Annotated in this window: 23 protein-coding genes; 7 read left to right on the top strand and 16 right to left on the bottom strand. The window is 34.2% G+C overall.

The window, feature by feature from the left end; all coding sequences use genetic code 11:
- The first annotated feature begins 46 nt into the window (after nt 1–46).
- Nucleotides 47–340 (top strand): hypothetical protein, encoded by a 294-nt coding sequence (locus tag BPMYX0001_RS33900; protein ID WP_016114606.1) that lies wholly within the window; start codon nt 47–49, stop codon nt 338–340.
- A 101-nt stretch (nt 341–441) separates the two neighbouring features.
- Here the strand turns inward: BPMYX0001_RS33900 and iscB are convergent, their stop codons facing one another.
- Nucleotides 442–1,689 (bottom strand): RNA-guided endonuclease IscB, encoded by a 1,248-nt coding sequence (gene iscB, locus BPMYX0001_RS09150; RefSeq protein WP_016114605.1) that lies wholly within the window; start codon nt 1,687–1,689, stop codon nt 442–444.
- Between the two features lie 271 nt (nt 1,690–1,960).
- Here iscB and BPMYX0001_RS33895 point away from each other — a divergent pair, with 271 nt between their 5' ends.
- Entirely contained in the window at nt 1,961–2,257 is a 297-nt protein-coding gene (locus tag BPMYX0001_RS33895) for a permease (RefSeq protein WP_224796182.1), read from the top strand.
- Here BPMYX0001_RS33895 and BPMYX0001_RS09145 read toward each other — a convergent pair.
- The 4 genes from BPMYX0001_RS09145 to cbpA form a co-directional block, all read right to left on the bottom strand.
- Nucleotides 2,248–2,763 (bottom strand): DUF1572 family protein, encoded by a 516-nt coding sequence (locus BPMYX0001_RS09145; RefSeq protein WP_006094618.1) that lies wholly within the window; start codon nt 2,761–2,763, stop codon nt 2,248–2,250. The genes BPMYX0001_RS33895 and BPMYX0001_RS09145 overlap by 10 nt on opposite strands.
- 18 nt (nt 2,764–2,781) lie before the next feature.
- Nucleotides 2,782–3,111, bottom strand: coding sequence for a chaperone CsaA (gene csaA, locus BPMYX0001_RS09140; RefSeq protein ID WP_003197150.1), 330 nt, complete (start codon nt 3,109–3,111; stop codon nt 2,782–2,784).
- Nucleotides 3,112–3,178: 67 nt separating this feature from the next.
- Nucleotides 3,179–4,516: a branched-chain amino acid transport system II carrier protein BrnQ4 gene (gene brnQ4, locus BPMYX0001_RS09135; protein WP_033798832.1), complete on the bottom strand. Its 1,338-nt coding sequence runs from the start codon at nt 4,514–4,516 to the stop codon at nt 3,179–3,181.
- A 463-nt stretch (nt 4,517–4,979) separates the two neighbouring features.
- Nucleotides 4,980–5,627, bottom strand: coding sequence for a cyclic di-AMP binding protein CbpA (gene cbpA / locus BPMYX0001_RS09130; protein WP_003197146.1), 648 nt, complete (start codon nt 5,625–5,627; stop codon nt 4,980–4,982).
- A gap of 348 nt (nt 5,628–5,975) precedes the next feature.
- Between cbpA and BPMYX0001_RS09125 the strand changes: the two genes are divergently transcribed.
- From BPMYX0001_RS09125 to BPMYX0001_RS09115, 3 genes are all read left to right on the top strand, one after another.
- Nucleotides 5,976–6,863, top strand: coding sequence for a hypothetical protein (locus BPMYX0001_RS09125; protein WP_006094616.1), 888 nt, complete (start codon nt 5,976–5,978; stop codon nt 6,861–6,863).
- Between the two features lie 212 nt (nt 6,864–7,075).
- Nucleotides 7,076–8,383, top strand: a complete 1,308-nt coding sequence (locus tag BPMYX0001_RS09120; protein WP_006094615.1) for a hemolysin family protein — start codon at nt 7,076–7,078, stop codon at nt 8,381–8,383.
- 1 nt (nt 8,384) lies between these two features.
- Nucleotides 8,385–8,867, top strand: coding sequence for a DUF456 domain-containing protein (locus tag BPMYX0001_RS09115; protein WP_006094614.1), 483 nt, complete (start codon nt 8,385–8,387; stop codon nt 8,865–8,867).
- Between the two features lie 25 nt (nt 8,868–8,892).
- On the opposite strand, the gene BPMYX0001_RS09110 is transcribed toward BPMYX0001_RS09115, so the two are convergent.
- Together BPMYX0001_RS09110 and BPMYX0001_RS09105 are read right to left on the bottom strand one after the other, a co-directional pair.
- Nucleotides 8,893–9,513: an NAD(P)-dependent oxidoreductase gene (locus BPMYX0001_RS09110; RefSeq protein WP_003197138.1), complete on the bottom strand. Its 621-nt coding sequence runs from the start codon at nt 9,511–9,513 to the stop codon at nt 8,893–8,895.
- A 106-nt stretch (nt 9,514–9,619) separates the two neighbouring features.
- Nucleotides 9,620–9,799 (bottom strand): hypothetical protein, encoded by a 180-nt coding sequence (locus BPMYX0001_RS09105; protein WP_016114600.1) that lies wholly within the window; start codon nt 9,797–9,799, stop codon nt 9,620–9,622.
- Between the two features lie 187 nt (nt 9,800–9,986).
- Between BPMYX0001_RS09105 and BPMYX0001_RS09100 the strand changes: the two genes are divergently transcribed.
- Nucleotides 9,987–10,772, top strand: a complete 786-nt coding sequence (locus tag BPMYX0001_RS09100) for an SDR family oxidoreductase (protein WP_006094613.1) — start codon at nt 9,987–9,989, stop codon at nt 10,770–10,772.
- Nucleotides 10,773–10,821: 49 nt separating this feature from the next.
- Here the strand turns inward: BPMYX0001_RS09100 and BPMYX0001_RS09095 are convergent, their stop codons facing one another.
- Nucleotides 10,822–11,280 (bottom strand): spore coat protein, encoded by a 459-nt coding sequence (locus tag BPMYX0001_RS09095; RefSeq protein WP_018765476.1) that lies wholly within the window; start codon nt 11,278–11,280, stop codon nt 10,822–10,824.
- Nucleotides 11,281–11,312: 32 nt separating this feature from the next.
- The gene (cls, locus tag BPMYX0001_RS09090) at nt 11,313–12,497 is read right to left on the bottom strand and encodes a cardiolipin synthase (RefSeq protein ID WP_033798831.1); all 1,185 of its coding nucleotides are present in this window, start codon (nt 12,495–12,497) and stop codon (nt 11,313–11,315) included.
- A 160-nt stretch (nt 12,498–12,657) separates the two neighbouring features.
- On the opposite strand from cls, the gene BPMYX0001_RS30530 reads away from it, so the two are divergent.
- Nucleotides 12,658–12,744, top strand: coding sequence for a YjcZ family sporulation protein (locus BPMYX0001_RS30530; RefSeq protein ID WP_000505094.1), 87 nt, complete (start codon nt 12,658–12,660; stop codon nt 12,742–12,744).
- Nucleotides 12,745–12,831: 87 nt separating this feature from the next.
- Here BPMYX0001_RS30530 and BPMYX0001_RS09085 read toward each other — a convergent pair whose 3' ends face one another.
- The 7 genes from BPMYX0001_RS09085 to BPMYX0001_RS09055 all read right to left on the bottom strand — a co-directional run bounded on the left by BPMYX0001_RS09085 (nt 12,832) and on the right by BPMYX0001_RS09055 (nt 19,611).
- Entirely contained in the window at nt 12,832–13,338 is a 507-nt protein-coding gene (locus BPMYX0001_RS09085) for an acyl-CoA thioesterase (RefSeq protein ID WP_018765474.1), read from the bottom strand.
- A 230-nt stretch (nt 13,339–13,568) separates the two neighbouring features.
- Nucleotides 13,569–14,438 (bottom strand): TIGR03943 family putative permease subunit, encoded by an 870-nt coding sequence (locus tag BPMYX0001_RS09080; RefSeq protein WP_006094610.1) that lies wholly within the window; start codon nt 14,436–14,438, stop codon nt 13,569–13,571.
- 3 nt (nt 14,439–14,441) lie between these two features.
- A complete protein-coding gene (locus tag BPMYX0001_RS09075) occupies nt 14,442–15,338 on the bottom strand; it encodes a permease (protein ID WP_006094609.1) in 897 nt (298 codons plus the stop codon).
- A gap of 200 nt (nt 15,339–15,538) precedes the next feature.
- Entirely contained in the window at nt 15,539–16,480 is a 942-nt protein-coding gene (locus BPMYX0001_RS09070) for a magnesium transporter CorA family protein (protein WP_003197123.1), read from the bottom strand.
- A 184-nt stretch (nt 16,481–16,664) separates the two neighbouring features.
- The gene (locus tag BPMYX0001_RS09065) at nt 16,665–18,044 is read right to left on the bottom strand and encodes a putative polysaccharide biosynthesis protein (protein ID WP_006094608.1); all 1,380 of its coding nucleotides are present in this window, start codon (nt 18,042–18,044) and stop codon (nt 16,665–16,667) included.
- 95 nt (nt 18,045–18,139) lie between these two features.
- A complete protein-coding gene (gene uptA, locus BPMYX0001_RS09060; protein WP_003197119.1) occupies nt 18,140–18,742 on the bottom strand; it encodes an undecaprenyl phosphate transporter UptA in 603 nt (200 codons plus the stop codon).
- Nucleotides 18,743–18,993: 251 nt separating this feature from the next.
- Nucleotides 18,994–19,611, bottom strand: a complete 618-nt coding sequence (locus BPMYX0001_RS09055; protein ID WP_006094607.1) for an NUDIX hydrolase — start codon at nt 19,609–19,611, stop codon at nt 18,994–18,996.
- Nucleotides 19,612–19,793 lie beyond the last annotated feature (182 nt).

Here is a 19,793-nt window from a genome sequence, read left to right as displayed (position 1 = left end):
ATAGACCGCCTAAATTTCGGCTATATTGTCATAGAGGTGAAGTGAATTGAAGCTAATTATAGGTATAATTCCTATTGTTTTATCATGTGTTTTTTTATTATTTGCAGCACACCCTAAAATCCGTGCTTTCTTAGATATTTGCGCGTACCTTTCATTATATATACTGGGTATACTAATTGCTTTTAACATATATGATGTTGTACTGCACGGCTTAGTATTTATGACAACCATTCACAGTATTTTATTGAATCCATTATTTCTCCTTACCGGGGCTTATGTAGGAGTATATTCTTTATATCTCCTTATTTATAAACTAGTAACAAATGTAAGAAAAACTTAATACTTACCTTTAACGTATTTCCGAAAGAAGTCCCCATCTTCAAGCCCGTGACGGGCAATAGCCCAGCGATAAGGTTGGGATGAATTTCGTTTAGGCACAGCCTAACTGATTTGTAAGAACAACCAATTGTTATTATGGTGTATGCATTCTATATCCGATATCTTCACTTGCTTGTAAGACTTAGAAGGATTTTGTAGATAATGACCATCTATATCTTGTACATACATCATCTTCCCTGTAAATCCTGTCACAAATCCTACTTGTCCAAACACTTTTACTTTATCACCCAAATAGATTCCATGTACCTTTGGTGTATTTTTATTGTTTCGTTTTGCAGTTGTATTTTTTGTTTTTCTTCCTTTTCTTGCAGTCGATTCATGAAGGGATCGTTTTTTCTTTCTAAATTGTTTGATGCGAAATTCACCACTTTGCTCATATTCTTGTAGTTTTGTTGGGGTTGTAATCGCAATGGCATCATTATAATGTGTTTTCGATAAACGTAATTCTTTTCGTTTCGGTGTGGTGTAGCTGCCATACGTAATCTCACAACCTAAACGATTCATGATTTGCAGACGTAATATATTCATAAAAGCGGTCTCTTTATATTGTTTTGGTTTCTTGAAAATGTGTTTGATAGTTCCTTGGTGAAATTTCTGATGGCACTCTTCATGTACGGTTACAAGGTTATCTGCCATATCTGAACCGCCACTACATCGTTCAATGATATGATGCGTATGCAAAATACCGCCTTTTTTCTTACAAATTTGACAAGTATAATGATCTCTCGTAAACACGTAATACCTTGTATTCCAAAAGCCAAAGGCATCACCTTGTTGATATTCTTTTCCTTGTATGTCGGAGTTTTTTAGTTTTTGCGCATCAAACTTTCCTACTTCAACAATTACTTTTGGGGATGGTAATAACGAGCGGAATATTTCAATCCAATGAATTTGGTTATGCATCCTACTTTGAATCGATGGAGGCAACCAGCCTTCTCTCTTTTTTCGATTGAGAAAACGTGCTTTTCGATATCTTGTTTTTCGTTGTCTTCTACTTCTGCGTAATGTAGCTCTCAGTGTAAGATTCTCTTTAACGTCTTGACGTAACTCGATTGTTCCCTTTGCTAGCACTTTGTCTTCTGTGGTGATCGCAATGCCTACATACTTCGAACCGCTATCAACACCAATTGCAACGGATTGCACCGTTTCACCAGTAGCATACTGCAATTGAATTGTAAACGGAGTATACCCAATAATCTTGGCTTTTCCTTGTTTGAGAAGAAGCCTAGCTTTGCGATTGCTGCAAGGCATGAGCGGTTCTCCTCTTAAATTCTTGACAAATACACGCATGATTTGTCCCTCCTAAGAGTTTGTTTCCCTTCGCCAATGTTTGTAGGTGTTGGCAACTTCTTGTGCAAGAAGACTTGTGGTTGACCGTTCCTTCCCAACCAGAACTTTTACAGAGCCACCATAGAGCCAAGAACTAGGGAATCATTCTTGGGTATGCAACCTACGAACGGAGTCCACAAAGGACCGTGGCTAGACAACCAGAACTTTTACAAGCCCCCACTTCAAAACGCGCTAGCGTTTAAGTGGTGGGTAGTTGACATGGAGTGTAAAGATGAAACCACCTTTTATATGTCATAAATGCCAGAAAAAAATTATCAGAAAACAAGATCTTATCACCACAATATTTTACATACGTATCTACTTATTTCACAATACTTGTTTTAGCCAACAATTTTTCTTTTCTAGTTTCATTCCTATTAACACGTTATTTGGAGCATATTTCATTTGGTATACTCTCGCTATAGGGAGTGTTTTAACCATAACTGAACCCTCAATTATTTGGATCTTTTTTTTACTACCAGCTCTATATCGCTTCATTTCTTATTATTATATCGAACGTCACTTTTGAAGATAGCGATTAGACTGTCCTTTAGGAATACTTAAACACTCCCAATCTTTTTCTTTCAGCAATTTCCCAACATAAATAATTTGTCCAATATGTGATGCATAATGAGCAATCTGCCTTTCAATTGCTTGCATAACACTATGCGCTTCACCACGAATATGAATTATCTTTAAAAGATCTTGCGGAGTTAATGATTGCAGCGCTTGAAAAACATACCCCCATCCTTCCCCCCATGCTGCTAGCACTTCTTCTTTTGAAGCATAACCGCCTTCAAATTCACCATCACGATTCCGATCTAGCTTTTCACCGTCTGTCGTTAAGAAATCTGTCCATCTTGAGCGCATATTCCCATGCAAATGTTTAATTATAATCGCAACACTGTTTGCTTCTTCATGAGGTGTCCAGCATAGTTGTTCATATGATAACTGTGAAAGCGATTGTTCTCCTTGCTTTTGAATCACCTTAAAGTTTGAAAAAACACATTCTAAATAAGCTTTTCTAACTTCCATTTCCAATCCTCTCCCATATTAACTAATTGGCGTTCCATTTGGAATTTCTATATCAGGTTGCAATAAGATTACATCACCATGTTCTGGGACTCCTCCTAACACAAGCACCTCTGATTTAAAGCCTGCAACACGTTTTGGTGGAAAATTCACTACGGCAACAACTTGTTTTCCAATTAACGCTTCTGGTGTATACCGCTTTGTAATTTGAGCACTGGATTGCTTCATACCAAGTTCACCAAAGTCAATTTCCAGCTTAATTGCAGGTACACGCGCTTCTTTAAACTCTTCTGCTTTTTTTATCGTTCCAATACGTAAATCTAACTGTAAAAAGTCTTCAAAATTAGCCATTTTATTCTCCCTCCCAAATTATCATTTAGACAAAACATGCAAATTCCCTCTAAAAAAAGAAAGATGCCTAAGCACCTTTCTTTTGTAACTCCCTTGATTCATTTGGTCTATATAGGAAGTAACCCATAACTCCACCAACACATGATGGCAATAACCATCCAATTCCTTCCTTATATAAAGGAAGCATTTGCAACACATTTGTTATAGCATCAAACTTAATATTTGCACTTTCTAAACCGTTAAATAGACTAATAACTAGTGCCCCTAAAATTGCACCGATATATATTGTATTTCGTTGCCCAATCCATTTATGGAAATAAGACAGAACAATTAGTACAATCGCAACAGGATAAATAATCAGTAACACAGGCAATGTTACAGCAATAAGCTGTGTTAACCCTAAGTTTGATACAAATAAACTAAACGCACATACCAATGTGACAATCATTTTATGCGATAATCTTGGGAATAAGTTTGTAAAGAATCCCGCACACGCCGATGTAAGTCCAACTGAAGTTGTTAAACATGCGAGTGTAATAACAAGGCCTAACAATACTTTTCCACTTGTTCCATATAGCTCATTTACAACTTTCGTTAAAATAAGACCTCCATTATCAGAAACGCCAAGTGATGTACTTGTCGAACCAAGATAAGCAAGTGATAAATAAATTAATGTTAAGCCTACCACAGCAATAATTCCTGATATAATTGTTATTTTTGCAATTTGTCCACTCTCTTTTATCCCTTTTGAACGAATAACTTGTACAACAACGATCCCAAATACAAGTGCACTAATAGCATCCATCGTTAAATATCCTTGAATAAATCCGCCAAAAAATGCATTTTCTTTGTATGCATCTAATGGTGCAGCAGGCGCCCCAATTGGATCAATAATCGCTTTTCCAACAATTACAGCAACAATTAATACTAATAATGGGGTAAGGAACTTTCCAAACCAATCAATTAGTTTTGATGGATTTAATGATAAATACCAAGTAACCCCAAAGAAAACTACTGTGTATAGAAACAGCATATACCACTCTGACACAAACGCTTCTGATAGAAACGGCTTCATTCCCATTTCAAATGAAACTGCCCCTGTACGCGGGATTGCAAAGAATGGTCCAATCGCTAAATAACTAATCAGTGGGAAAATAAACGCAAATATAGGATGTACTCTAGAGGATAACGCTTTCAAGTCTCCCTCTACAAAAGCTACAGCGGTTACAGCTAATAGAGGAAGTCCGACTCCTGTCACAAGGAATCCAATTGTGGCAATCCAAACATTTTCTCCTGCTTGTTGACCTAATACTGGTGGGAAAATTAAATTTCCTGCTCCTAAAAATAATGCAAACAACATCAAACCAATTGCTATCGTATCTCCTGGCCTTAATCGTCCCTTCATCTTTTTCTTGCATAGCATGTTCCCTATTGTTTTTATCTTTTTTCACAATATGCTATGCATCCTCCTCTCTGCTCATGTTGATTAATATATCGCCCCTTAAAAGGCAATGCCTTTCTCCATAATTTCTCCACTTCCCCTTTTTATTACTCTAATTTATAAATTTTGATTTTTTTGAATATTTAAATCATTAGAGTGTTAAACCATGGAGTAAACTTGTCAGACTTCTTTGCTTTTGTCACACATATAGTAACATATTTAGTTGAAAAATAAAAACATATTTTTTATATAGAATTTTTCGAAAAACAAAATAATAAGTTCTCCTTCCTCGTCTATTATTCTTTTAGGAAAATATTTTAGAAACAAATATGCAACGATTCATTTTGTTATCTCAAAATAACATTACTATTTCCTTTTTTATGTATAACGAAAAGCCATCTAAATTATACAGATGGCTTTGTATCTTCTATTCTATTGTCTCCACTTCACGTGGATTATTCATTTCTTCTACATATACAACGCGAAATCCATGGTCTTCTAAATCCTTAAGCAATGAATCTAATTCTTCTGGTTTAAATTCTTCGCCTAGTGTAAACATAATTCTGCGTACTAATAACGCATCATTATCAAATGTCATTAAACTTTGAATGCCACTATATTTTTTCAAAACTGTAGATAGTTTTTGAATCGCTCCATTATAATCTTGGGTTCCCACCATAACAGAATACCTGCTAGAATGAACACCCCATGCATCCTCTAATAACTCAAATACCTTTTTATGAGTTAAGATTCCAAGAAATGTCCCTTTCTCATCGATAACGGACAAATATGGTAGCTTCTTAATTGTAAAGAACACTTTAAAGAAAGAAGAGTCTTCTCTCACATAGCCCTCTTTATCATTTAATAATTCTGATAAATCATCTTCTAATGAACCTTTATATTCTAAAATATCTACTTTATATACATTCCCTAAAAATTTCTCTTTCTTTTCATCTAAAACTGGCACACAACGATAACCTGTTTTATTTAAATGATCCAATGCTTCACCTATTGTAAATGAAATGGAGCAATATAAAACTTCTCTTTTTGGCACATAATTTCCTTTAATCCTCATAAAAAGCCTCCTTATGTTAAAATACTTTCTGTGCCATAACTATATTATATTTTCAGAAAAAAATAAATAATTTATTTTATTTTTCTGAAATCTTTTCATATTATTGTCATTATTTGTTCATGAATGATTCATTTTTGAGAAATTTAGTAGATTATCATTCTGTACAACAAATAATATAAGCAACTTATCATACTTAAGCTAGTTACTGACTATAGCTGAAAATAAAGAGAATTACTTATAATCCTAGCCTATACCCATATGTAAAGAAAAAGATATTGTAACTTTAGCAAAAAAGCGCTAAAATAAGAATAAGAATTTTCTGAATTTTCAAAGAGCAGGTGAACCTTTATGTCTTCATTATTTCGTTCTTACACATATCGCTTTTTTGTAGGATTCCTTATTATTCTTATCATAAGCCCCATTCCCGCCTTATTATTAACTCATGAGTCTTCTTATTTGAAAGGTTTACTTGGGATTTTTCATAATCTCGCTCATTTTCCATCCATTTTCATCCCGATGATTGATTGGATGCATGAATCCATTCTTTTTTCATCACAACCTATTATAAATTCAACCACAACTTTACATGCTCCAGGACAATCTACACTTCTATTCCCTTATATGTGGGAAGTATACTTTTTATCAATCGTGCGTTTTACATTCACACTCGCAATTGGTTTTTCAATTAGCTTAACAATGGGACGTTTATTCTTAAAGGCACCAAAACAACTAAAAAAATATACTTCAATATTGCGCTGGATTCCATACTCATTCAGTACTGCTTTATTACAATGTTCTATTGTTTTAATTTCTTTATACATCGCAAAGTACATAACAATTCCATTCCTTTCCTCTCTCATCATCATAAGTAGTACATCAATGATTATTGTTATACAGGCAATTAAAAAATGGATTCCATTTTTAAATAAAACTGCAGAACATGATTTACGTGATTCATCTTTTCTCATTAATACGTTATTTATGGCAAATGTTTCAAATCATAAATCTATTTTAAGCTCCATCATTCTGTCATTTTTTTATATGGAATGTATTTTTCATACGAAAGGATTACTACAATTTATTATTCAATTTGGAGGAAGTTCCCCGACCGTTGTCACAATTGGACTGCTACTCATTTATATTCCATACATCATTCTTTCCTTTCTTCAATCCGTGTGGACAACAAACCAGTCTAAACATCAAACTTACACTATCACAAAAACACTGACAAAGTAATTAAGCTTCATGCTATCTCCCTCCTTTTAAAAATGGAGGGTTATTCCCCTTTCATTCAGGGTAAAATACCAACAAATTCATGTATGGTTAGAAAAACATTCCAATATTTACTCATTTCCTTTGACTATTATTTTCATTTCGATTTATTATAAAAGTATAACATACTTGCAGGAGGTGACATCTTTATTCCAACTTCGGAGTAGAGAACACACTTGGACATATTAAATATTTTTCTCATTTTTGTACTTATTCTCATTTCTGGCTTTTTCGTCGCATCTGAATTTGCGGTTGTAAAAGTACGAAAAAGTAGAATTGATCAGCTTGCAAATGAAGGAAATAAGCAAGCATTAGCTGCCAGAAGCGTTGTTTCTAACTTAGATGTATACTTATCAGCCTGTCAGCTTGGTATTACTATCACGTCTTTAGGCCTTGGTTGGCTTGGTGAACCAACTGTTGAACACTTACTACGACCACTATTTGAAAAAATAAATATTACTGGAGCAATGGCTAATACGCTATCGTTTATCATTGCATTTAGTGTCATCACTTTTTTCCATGTTGTATTGGGGGAACTTGTTCCAAAATCTTTTGCAATTCAAAAAGCGGAGGCTATTACATTAAAATTTGCCAAACCACTCATTTGGTTTGATAAAATCATGTATCCTTTCATTTGGTCACTTAATAGTACAGCCGTATTCTTTACAAAACTATTCGGCTTAGAACCAGCAAAAGAAAATGAACTTGCTCACTCAGAAGAAGAATTACGACTTATTTTAGGTGAAAGCTTTAAAAGTGGTGAAATTAATCAAACTGAATACAAATATGTAAACAATATTTTCGAATTTGATGATCGTGTTGCCAAAGAAATTATGGTACCTCGCACAGAAATGGTTTGTTTATCTACCGAAAATACATTAGAAGAAAATATGGATATCGTGGCATCTGAAAAATATACACGTTATCCGATTATTGAAAAAGATAAAGATGATATTATCGGGATGCTAAACACAAAAGAAATTTTTCACGACCAAACGAAGGGGATTCAAAAACCTTTAGAAGCGTATATACATCCGGTCTTAACTGTATTTGAAACAGTACCAATCCGTAAAACATTAATTCATCTTCAAAAGAATCGTGTGCAAATGGCAATTGTAGTGGATGAATACGGCGGGACAGCTGGCCTATTAACAATGGAAGATATTATTGAAGAAATTATTGGTGAAATTCAAGATGAATTTGATGCAGATGAATCGCCAATGATTGAAAAACGCACACCAAAACTCACTGTACTGGATGGAAAAGTACTCATTTCAGAAGTAAATGATATATTTGGTTTACATATCGATGATAGTGATTTAGATACAATTGGGGGCTGGCTTCTATCTCAGGCAATTGATTTAAATATTGAAGTTGGCTATTCAATTGAATATGCTGGTTTCCAATTCAAAGCATTAGAACTTGATGGGCATCAAATTAAGAAAGTTGCTGTACATAAACTAGATAGTAAAAAGGAGATATAAAGTGACCGTTTTATTAACACTTTGTATAATTGCTTGTTTTATCGTATCGTTTATTGCGTTTATCTATCCGATTATCCCTGGCATACTTGCACTGTGGGCTGGATATCTCATTTATCATTTTGCCATAAATGGTGGGGAGCTAACAATAAGTTTTTGGATCCTTCAAATCATTTTTACCATCATTATTTTCGTTGCTGATTTTATCGCAAATGGATACTTCTTAAAGAAATATGGAAGTACCAAATGGGGTGAACGTGTGGGAATGGTTTCTATTATTATCGGCTCCTTTTTCTTCCCACCATTTGGTCTCATTATCATTCCATTTCTGTCTGTTTTCGTGACAGAAATAATGCATAAAAAGACACCACAAGAAGCGTTTATGGTCGGAATTGCTACAGTCGTCGGCTTCTTAAGCAGTACAGTAGCAAAAGCAATTTTACAAATTATTATGATTATCATTTTTGTATGTTACATTCTTTTTTAACCATCCCTTTTCAGGGATGGTTTTTTTAATAAGCAATGCCTACACGGCTATTTTCATATACTTTTTCATTTATTAGAGACCACGTAAAACGAGCTGTATCTCCTACCGTAATTTTTGATCCATCCAGTGGTAACATATCCGTCTCCGTCCGGTATATACCCGTTTCTTCACCATCAATTAAATGTGTAGGACAAACAATTGTCCAGCATAGCCCACTATTTTTTAAAGCTACATAAGCAGCTAAATGATCTTCTGCAGCCGTTGTGGTTTTTCTTTTTGATTCTTCCGATTGAAATCGATATATCTTCTGATTTGTCCGCGCCTGTAAAATGCCTGCTGTTCCTATCGTAATAATCCTTTTTACTCCCTCTTTCCCCATATGTTTTATAATGCTAGGTATACTATTCGATAATGTTCTATTTCCATCTGTTCCAAGAGCGCTTAAAACGAGCTCAGCGTCCTTTAAAGCTTTCTTCACATCATTTCCCTGTAATACATCCCCTTCTACGATATGTAGCTTATCATGTCTCATCATAAGCTTATTTTGATCACGAACTAATACTGTGATATCATGTGAATCTTGTAATGCTAGTTTCATTAACTGTGACCCAACTCTTCCAGTTGCACCAAATATACATATTTTCATCTTCGTACTCCTTACTTACTATTTTTCTCTATTCTTTCTCAAAAACGATAAATATGCAACTAAAAAAGCTTCCCCAACACGTGAGAAAGCCCTACCATTCAAAATATTATTTTTTTTCCTTTGAATCTGAAGAATTACTATCCTTGCTCGTTTCTTGATCTTTCTTTTCATCTTGCTGTGATGTTTTGTCCTCATCCTTCTTTTTGTCCTCACCTTTACTACAACCTACCATAAATAAAGAGCTCGCAAGTGCCATAGCAGTTAAAGATTTAACCCATTTATTCATTTGCTTATCCCCCTTTTGATAGAATATGTACAATCTCATATTACTTCTCTTTTTTGAAGATAATATGAGAAAAGAGTAAAGATACGGTAAATTTCTGTAAATTTTCTGATAAGAGAGGCGTTTGTTTTTTATTTTGGATCTTTTTCACTTATAATAAAAATAATATAACAAAGAAAGGTTGATATATATGGAACTTGGATTAGCTGGAAAAACTGCTCTAGTTGTTGCTTCTAGTCAAGGTTTAGGAAAAGCGATTGCTACGGAACTTGTAAAAGAAGGAACAAATGTTATGCTACTTAGTCGTAATGAAGAAAAGCTAGCATCTTTACAAAAAGAATTGATCGCTCTTAATAAAGGCACTGCCATGTATACAGTTTGTGATGTTACAAACAAAGAAAACATGAAACAAGCGGTAGAATATACTGTACAAACCTTTGGCACAATTGATATTTTAGTAAACAATGCCGGCGGCCCTAAGCCTGGTACATTTGAACAATTAACAGACGAAGATTGGTACAATTCATTTGAGCTTAATTTATTAAGTTACGTTCGTATGATTCGTGAAGTACTTCCATATATGAAAGAGCAAGGCGGCAAAATTATTAACATTGCTTCGTCTTCTATTAAAGAGCCCATTCCCGGATTACTATTATCGAATACATTCCGCGTCGGCATTACAGGCTTAGCAAAAACGTTAGCATCTGAGCTTGCTCCATATAACATTTTAATTAATACGATTGCTCCTGGACGTATTGCTACAGACCGCATCGCTTCTCTCGATGAAACAGCTGCCGAAAAGCGCGGAATTACAGTAGAAGACGTTCAAAAACAATATGAAGCAATTATCCCACTTGGAAGATATGGTCGTCCTAGTGAATTCGCTAAATTTGCTACATTCCTTGCATCCGATGCAAATACTTATATGACTGGGCAATCATTCCTTGTTGATGGTGGAATGGTAAAAAGCTTATAATTCTTTTCAAAAAAACAAGACAGCTTATATGCCGTCTTGTTTTTTTATTCTATGCAAATCTTTCGTCTTCATATATATTCTCTATTGTATATTCTTTTTTCACAACATATTGCCATACACTATATGCATAACGATTCATTTTAACAAAGCAGTTTTCCAAAAATGATCGAAATTCCGGATTTGCAACTTCTACAGCAACTTGGGCGAATCTGAGTGCTAATCTTTTTAAATTCGAAATATAGGAAATAGCAAGTTCAATGTCACCCTGACTTGTATTCTTCATCGGTATATCATTTTGTATAAGGGGGGACTTCAGTTGTTCACAAATCATATGCTGTATATTTTCACCTTCTTGAAAGTTCACTTGTTCATTGTAAGCTTGCAAAATATAGGGCAAATGTTGTTTTAATATATCCTTTAACTCTTCACCTTCCACCCTATTCATATACTCACCAATCATATGAATCATTTCATAGCTACACTTCATTAACTCTTCCATACATCTCATATCATAGCTCCCCCTTCCCTCTAAATATATGCCTATAAATAGGATGCCAGAACATTTGCTACCTTTGCTAGAAACCAATCCCAGCTATTTATTTTGTCAAAATCTTTATCAGTTAAGCGTTTAGAATCATGAAAATCCTCTTGTAGTCGTTTCCATACCTCAGCTACAACTGCTTTATCATATATAAAACAGTCCGACTCTGTATTTATGTAAAAACTACGATTATCAAAATTAGCTGTTCCTACATCAACACTTATATCATCAATTATTGTCACCTTTCCATGAAAAAAACCATTCCGGTATTGATAGACTTCCGCACCGGCATCCAGCATCTTTTTTAAATGCGGATAAGCAGCTTGTTTTAGTAACAGAGCGTCACTTTTAAAAGGAACAAGAATCTTTACCGTCACGCCACGCCGCAATGCTTCTTGTAAACCATCCATCATTTCCTTACTTGGTACAAAATACGGCGTTGCAATGATTAATGATTTTTTAGCCCCTTTTAATAATGCACCGTATTCCTGCCATAACCCTTTCCCATCTGAAAATACATATTGATACTTTGCATTTCCTTGCTGAGATGGTCCTTTGTACAAAGAAAGTTTTTCACCAGTATCCGCATACCAATCTTCTGCAAATTTCTGTTCCATATCAGTCGCTCCATCTCCTTCAATACGCAACTGATAATCACGCCATTTCCCAAATTTAGGATCCTTACCGAGATACTCCTTTCCAATGTTAAAACCACCAATGTAAGATATCTTTCCATCTATCACCGCAATACGCCGGTGGTTACGTTGATGCAATGAATAAAACAAATTCTTTAATTTAGGCTTTTTACTAAAAGTAAACTTAACACCCTTTTCTTTTAACTGCTGAATCACTTGTTTCTTCATTTTATAGCCACCTATACGGTCTACTGATAATTTCACATCCACACCGCTCGATGCTTTCTTCTCTAATAATTGTAAAAAATTACGACTCACTTCATCTTTACCAACAATATAAAAATGAATATAGACATACTTTTCTGAACGATTTATATCATCAAACAAATTTTGATACAAATCCGTTCCGCTTGTATATAATTGGAAATTCCCGTATCGAATTTGTGATATTTCAAGCCCACTAGTCATTTTCTTCCCCATCTCTAAATCGATGTTCATCCATATGAATATCCCTATGATCCATAACAAAATGGATACACATTTTTTCATGGATAAAACCCTTTCTTCAAAAACAGTTATTCCTATATCTTTCCTTTTTTTCACGTTAACATACAAGAAAAATCTATATTTTCGTGATATATGTCCCTGTCAAACAAGAGTGAATTTGCATATTGTATGTTGTATCTTAAAATAAAAGGAGGAAATAACAATGGGCTTCGCACATGGAAATGGATTCGCGTTACTTGTCGTACTATTTATCCTCTTAATTATCGTCGGTGCTGCTTGCTTTTGCTAGTTAGACACCCGAAAGAGCGATATGCAGATGAAAAAACTATAAAAGCGGACACCTAAATTTAGGTGTCCGCTTTTCATTTCAAATTACTTATAAAGTTAATAACGTTGCAATTTTCTTACTTTCTGCTTTTCGAATATGACGTTGTTGCGCACGTAAAACAGCAATTTCATGTAATTTTTTTTCTCCCTCTGTTTCGGGAATTACACGCGGAACAGGAACTGGATTATTTTCTTTCCCAAGTGCTACAAATGTAACAAAAGATGTTGCTGCAATTCGTTTTTCACCAGAAATTAAATCTTCCGCTACTACCTTTACAAACACTTCCATCGACGTTCTCCCTGTCCAAATGACAAACGATTCATAGCTCACACAATCAGTTGAACGAACTGGATGTAAAAAATCTACCCAGTCCATTGATGCCGTTACACATTCCATTCGTGAATGTCTCGTTGCTGAGATAGATGCAATCATATCCATTTCAGCTAATATTTTACCTCCAAATAATGTGTTATGATCATTTAAATCTGTTGGAAAGACACGACTTGTTTTAAAAACTCTTGATTCATTAACTGTTTTCCCATTTGTTTCTTCCATTTCCTTCACCTCTTTAATTCATTCATAAACCTTTCATAACATGAAAACGAAATAAATACTCCCTAAATTCTCCTAGTCCCATGCATCCTATATATTAATTAATATGAAAACATTGGAACTACCCTATGCTTTTTTGTTCATCTTGTATATAAAAATTACACTAGGTGAACTATATATTATATATTAGCAATTTTCATAAATTTATGTCTATAAAAAAGAACCGATTATAATCAATCGGCTCCTCTAAATACATATTGTTCTTTCGGCTGTTCAACTTTATTCCATTTTGTTACTTCCAAAACAGGAATATTTGCATGGAATGGTTGATAAAATTCAGTTGAAATTTCACCTTCCACTTCAATCCAATCATCATTCTTCCACTCTACTCCATCTGGCTTTTTCACTAACATCCCGTATACACCTGAATCGGCTACACAATGAATAATACCAAAGCGGAATAAGAAATATTGTTCTTTCTTTGAAGAATCATCGCGGAAAACAAATCCTTTAAACGAAAGTGTCTTACCTGTAAATTCACCAGGATAATTATAAATTGTTTCTATACCTTTTAAGAAGTCTTCATCCTTCAAGGCAATATTATCTTTTGTGACGTATTCTTTTTTTCCTTTTTCCATCACACCACGATACCCTTCTTTTCCATAGTAAATACTCGTATCGGGTCTTAAAAACTGCCTTGTAATAAATGGATCTGTACTCTCTGCTTGCGCAACAGGGAAATGAAATCCTTTCGCTTTAACAATATCTGAATCTAACGTCGCAATTGGAAAGAATAGTCCTGAAATAATAGGGAAACAAAATAATGTATACGCAAAAGTTCGTTTCCACCATGTGTTTTCATCTTTTGAATGATCATGTCCACAATGACTATGATCACAACCACAACTGTGCTGATCTTTTTCCTTTTTGTGTTCCTTTTGGAAAACAACAATGATTTGAATAAGTGTTAAAAACCCTAAAATAATTGCAGCTGTTTTTGATAAATATGCGTACTTCATATTTATATACTTTGTTATATTACCTGAAATATGAAGCTGCGCAATTAAGATTGTAAATCCGAGTAAAATATATGCTCGAAACATAACCTACCACCCCATCGCATAAATGAGTAGTGAGCTTGCATAAACCACAAGTGTAACTGTAGCTATCACAACAATTACAAATTTTGTTTTAAATGTCGCAAGCATCATAAACATATTTTTAATATCCACCATCGGTCCATAAACGAGGAACGCGACAAGTGATGCTGTTGAAAATGTACTTTGGAACGAAGATGCAATAAAAGCATCCGCTTCTGAACATAGTGATAAAATATACGCAAGTCCCATCATAACAGCTGATGAAGAGAACGGTCCTTGCCCTATAGAAAGTAGTGTTGAAGTTTGTACAAATGTTTGAACTGCAGCAGCAATTAATGCTCCCACTACTAAGTATTTCCCCATTGAGAAAAACTCTTCAACCGCATGTGTACATACGTCCCACATCTTTTTACGCAAAGGACGCTTATGATCCACCTCTGGGAAATGTTCATCACGTAGTTGATGATCTTTAAACATAAACGATAATATAAGTCCAACGATAATAGCTACAATAATGGCTACAATGGAACGATACCACACCATATGCATACTACTTCCAAACGCAACATATGTTGCAAATAATACAACCGGATTAATAATTGGCCCCGTTAACATAAATGCAATTCCAGCATACGGCGGAACACCTTTCCCAATTAAACGTCTTACAATTGGAACGATTCCACATTCACACCCTGGAAACATCATGCCAAGAAAAGTAGCTAATAATACAGACAGAAATCGATTTTTGGGCATCCATTTTGCCACCATATCTTCTGTCACAAACATTTGAATGAATCCTGAAATAAATACACCAATTAGCACAAATGGTAGTGCTTCAATTAAAATTGAGATAAAAATCGTATTCATTTGCAGGAATGCTTTCGGTAACTGAAACAATTCCATGATGTATTTCCTCCATCTTTTCATTAACAATATGTAATTTTAACCTCAATTTATTATTTGAACAAGCCCTTTTCAAATCTACAAATCATGGAAATAAGTTTTTCCTCAATACACATATTGTATATAAGAAACGTTTTATTACGACAAAAAAGCTGCTCTAGCGCAGTTTGATAACTATGCTAGAACAGCTTTCATATGATTTAAAAATAACGTTTCTTCCAAAAAATAAAGGCCATTACGCAAGATAATATTGCGGATATAATCATAGCCATTAAAAAACCATGCGGATTTTCACTTAAAGGAACTGGAACATTCATTCCAAAAAAACTGGAAACCATTGTTGGCACTGATAATATGATTGTCATAGAAGTTAAAAACTTCATAACACTGTTTAAATTATTAGAAATAACCGAACTAAACGTATTCATCATACCACTTAAAATATTACTATATATTTCAGCCATTTCAATGGCCTGTTTATTTTCAATTAATACATCTTCTAGTAAATCTTGATCATCTTCATACATTTTAATAAACGTATTATTGCGCATTAACTTTTGAATAACAATTTTGTTTGCTTTTAAAGATGTTGTAAAATACACTAAACTCTTTTCAAGACCTAATAATGTAAAGATTTCTTTATTTTTCATCGACTTATTTAACTCGTGCTCTAGGTCGATTGTTTTTCGGTTAATTTGTTTTAAGTATCGTAAATAATAAGTAGAAATCGTATATAAGAGCTGCAATGCAAAACGAGTCTTTTTAAAAGTATAAAATTCTTTAATACGCTGATTAATAAATCGCTCGAAAATCGGATTTTCTTCTAAACAGATTGTAACGAAACATTCCGGCATTACAATCATACCAATTGGAATCGTGTCGTATATTGAATTTCCTTCTTCATCATGCCTTACTGTTGGAATATCAACGATAATTAATGCATTGTCATCTTCTTTTTCAATCCGAGATCGTTCTTCATCATCCAAAGGGTCTTTAATAAAATCCAATTCTACATTCAATGTTTGCACTAGAAATTGAATTTCTTCCTCTGTTGGATGGAGTACATTAATCCAACAACCTTTTTGAATTTCCTCTATTTCTTGTAGTTTTCCGTTTCGGTCTGTTAAATAAATATTTAACATACTATCACCCCGATTCTTTTTACATGTGGGAATCTACCTCACTTAAACAACAGTTTTTGAACCGCTATTTTCAGCATATGAAACAAACGTTTAAATTTCAATAGAAAATTATTTTGAAAACGCTTTTCTTCATAATTTCTTTCAAAATAGAAAAAGACAGAGATTGCTCTGTCTTTTCAAAAGCTCATGTTGCCTTTATAACATATTTAGACAGCATCCACAAGTTAAATGAAACTGAAACTGTGTAGCCTGCATATGTTGAGATAATAAAACTGGTGTAGTCAAAGTACGGCAATAATATAATATTTAGTACAATCTTTATTATAATTCCTAAGGTTAAACCTAGAACTGTTTTTTTTTGCTGATCAATCCCTTGTAACATCGCAGCAGTAACTGTAAACAATGAAAATAATATACACGCTGGTGCATAGTACCGTAAAATAACACTTCCTAAACTTGGATCATTTCCTACTCCAAATAAAAGAGTGTATATAGGTTGGGCTAATATAATCATTCCAATTGCTGCGGGAATTGTAATCCCTACAACAAGTAAATTCGTTTTCGTGAAATGCTTATATAATAATTGTTCATTTCCAACTGTATAAGCTTTCGTCATTTCAGGAACGAGAGACATACTAAAAGCTGTTGCAACGGATACAGGAATAAGTACAACCATTTGGACAAGCCCAATTATTGCATTTATTTTTTCTGCTTCACCTTGTACGTAACCTATCTCTATTAAAAGTTTATTGATTGTAAATGTATCAATTGTTTGATACAACGGAATCGCTAACCCAACAGCAACAAATGGAATTGAATACGTAAATAGCTCTTTGTATAAAGCAAAAAAGGACTTCGTTGTCTGTGGGATACTGGCAATCTCTTTCCGTTTTAAATATTTCCGCCTTCTCATATAAAAACCTATCAAAACAGTCAATCCTGCCGCTGCCCCCATAAATGCACCAAAAGTTGAAACTCCAACCGCTAACGAAACAGACGCTTTCAAAATATGCAAAACAACAAAGCTTCCTATTAAGATTGTTAAGACACGAAAAAACTGTTCCACAACTACACTAGATGCTGACGGTCCCATAGATTGAAATCCTTGAAAAAAGCCGCGCAATAAACTCATTACTGGTACAATCAATAATGCAAAACTAACAATTCGAATATTATACGTCACAGCAGTCATACTATTACCAGTTTGATCACTTCCATCGATCACTAGCTTTGCAAGATATGGAGCTAACATATAAAGAACTAGAAATGAAACAATTCCCATAAAAACCATAAAAAACATTCCACTTTTTAGCACCCGTTTTACTGTATGATAATCATTTAACTCATCGTATTTTGAAACCATTTTAGAAACAGCAAGTGGCAATCCCATCGTTGCAATGCTCAGCATAATTGTATATGGCCGATATGCATATGTATATAATATGTATCCACTAGTACCAACCATCGCTGTAAATGGGATAACATATATAAATCCAAGCATTTTAGATATCATCGTTGCCATCGTTAAAAATAATGTTCCACGTAAAAACGGTGATCCTTTCATTTCATTCCCCCGCTACGCTTTATTACTACACATTATGGACAACTTCTTTATTTTAGAACTGAAACGTATAAAAAAAGCCAATGAAATCATTGGCTTTAACGAACTGTTTTTCTTTTTTTCAATACCTTTAAACCGAAATAAAGAGCAATAAAGAGCACTGCCCCAATAATTATGTAATGCGTATAATCAGCTGCATATTCTTTAATATGCCGCCAATTCCCACCTAGTTTTTCTCCTAAATAAATAAAGAGAATTGACCATGGAATAATCGCAACTACTGTATATAGTGTAAAAAGTTTTAAAGGCATTTTCGCTAATCCTGCTGGTATTGAAATCGCATGGCGTACAATTGGGATGAAACGAGCAGAGAAGATTACCCCCGCACCATAACGTTTAAACCAACTTTCGGCTACATCTAAATGATGCTTGTTAATCAATAAATATTTACCATATTTTTCAACTACCGGACGCCCTCCGTAATATCCTAACCAGTATAAAAAGATTTGTGCTAATGTACCGCCAATTGTACCGGCGATTACTGCCCCAATAAAACTTATTTTATCTTGCGCAACTAAAAAACCAGCATAAGAAAGGACAATCTCACTCGGAATAATTTCAATCATTAGCCCTAAAGCAACTCCAAAGTATCCTAAACTTGCGAAAAATTGCAATAACTGCTCTATTAAATTTGCTAACATTTGCTTTTCTATCTCCTTTTCTGCTTACATACCTTCTTATTATCCCACAAAGATTTATGCATGCCAATATATTCCTCATTCTTTACCCAAAATATGTACAATTCATTATAAATATACCAGGCAAGAATAGAAAGAAAAAGAGATTTATACGCTGTGAATGATCCCTGGACTATGACCTGCATGTGCTTGAGGAAGGGGACTTCTGTTGGAGTACTGTTAAACTATCTTTATTCTTATCTTTACATATTTTCTTAATCAAGTAAGGAGCTTTTATTCCTATCTTTCATACAGGCAAACATCTCTCTAATTTGCCACTCTGTATTTCTAGCAGTCGATAACTCTGGGATTTCTTTTTCACCAAAAAAGGTCACTTCTTCTGTTTCAATACTTGTTTGTTTTTCGCCCCCAACAATTTCACAACCAATAAATATTTTATATACATGCATTGCTGATGGTGATGGATAATGTTTTTCTTTATCAAATACTGCTAATAATCGAAAATGATCAACTTTATAACCCGTTTCCTCCCACACTTCTTTTGCTGCCACTTCTGTTGGCGTATAGCCAACATCTGCCCAGCCACCTGGAAGAGCCCATTTCCCGTCACTTTTTTCTTTCACAAATAATAATTTTCCATCCTGATACACGACAGCCCGAATATCTACTTTTGGTGTTTGATAACCCATTTCATTGGCAAATAATCTCTCTACCACTTCCCAATCTGTCTTCGTATAATGAGACATCATCGTAACTGAAAGATCACGTAATTGCCCGAAACGTTCCATATCATACACATCTTTTGAATACGTTAAACCAGCCTGAGCAATGGCTTGTATTTGTTTTACCCAATCGATCCATTTCACTTCCATATTCTCACCATCCTCAAAATATACGGTTTTAACTTTTGTTTACAGCACCTAAACAAATCGTAACTTATTCACATGAAATTTAAAAGGGAATCAATTGTTTTCATAAAGATCTAAGCATTCATACTTTTTATCTAAAAGGAAAGATTAAATCTATTATAAATGAAAAGAAGAAGTNAGTACTA

It is taken from the genome of Bacillus pseudomycoides DSM 12442 (assembly GCF_000161455.1).
In the GTDB taxonomy this organism is placed as follows: domain Bacteria; phylum Bacillota; class Bacilli; order Bacillales; family Bacillaceae_G; genus Bacillus_A; species Bacillus_A pseudomycoides.
The sequence above is the reverse complement of the archived record's forward strand: the minus strand, read 5'-3'. Positions and strand labels throughout refer to the sequence as shown.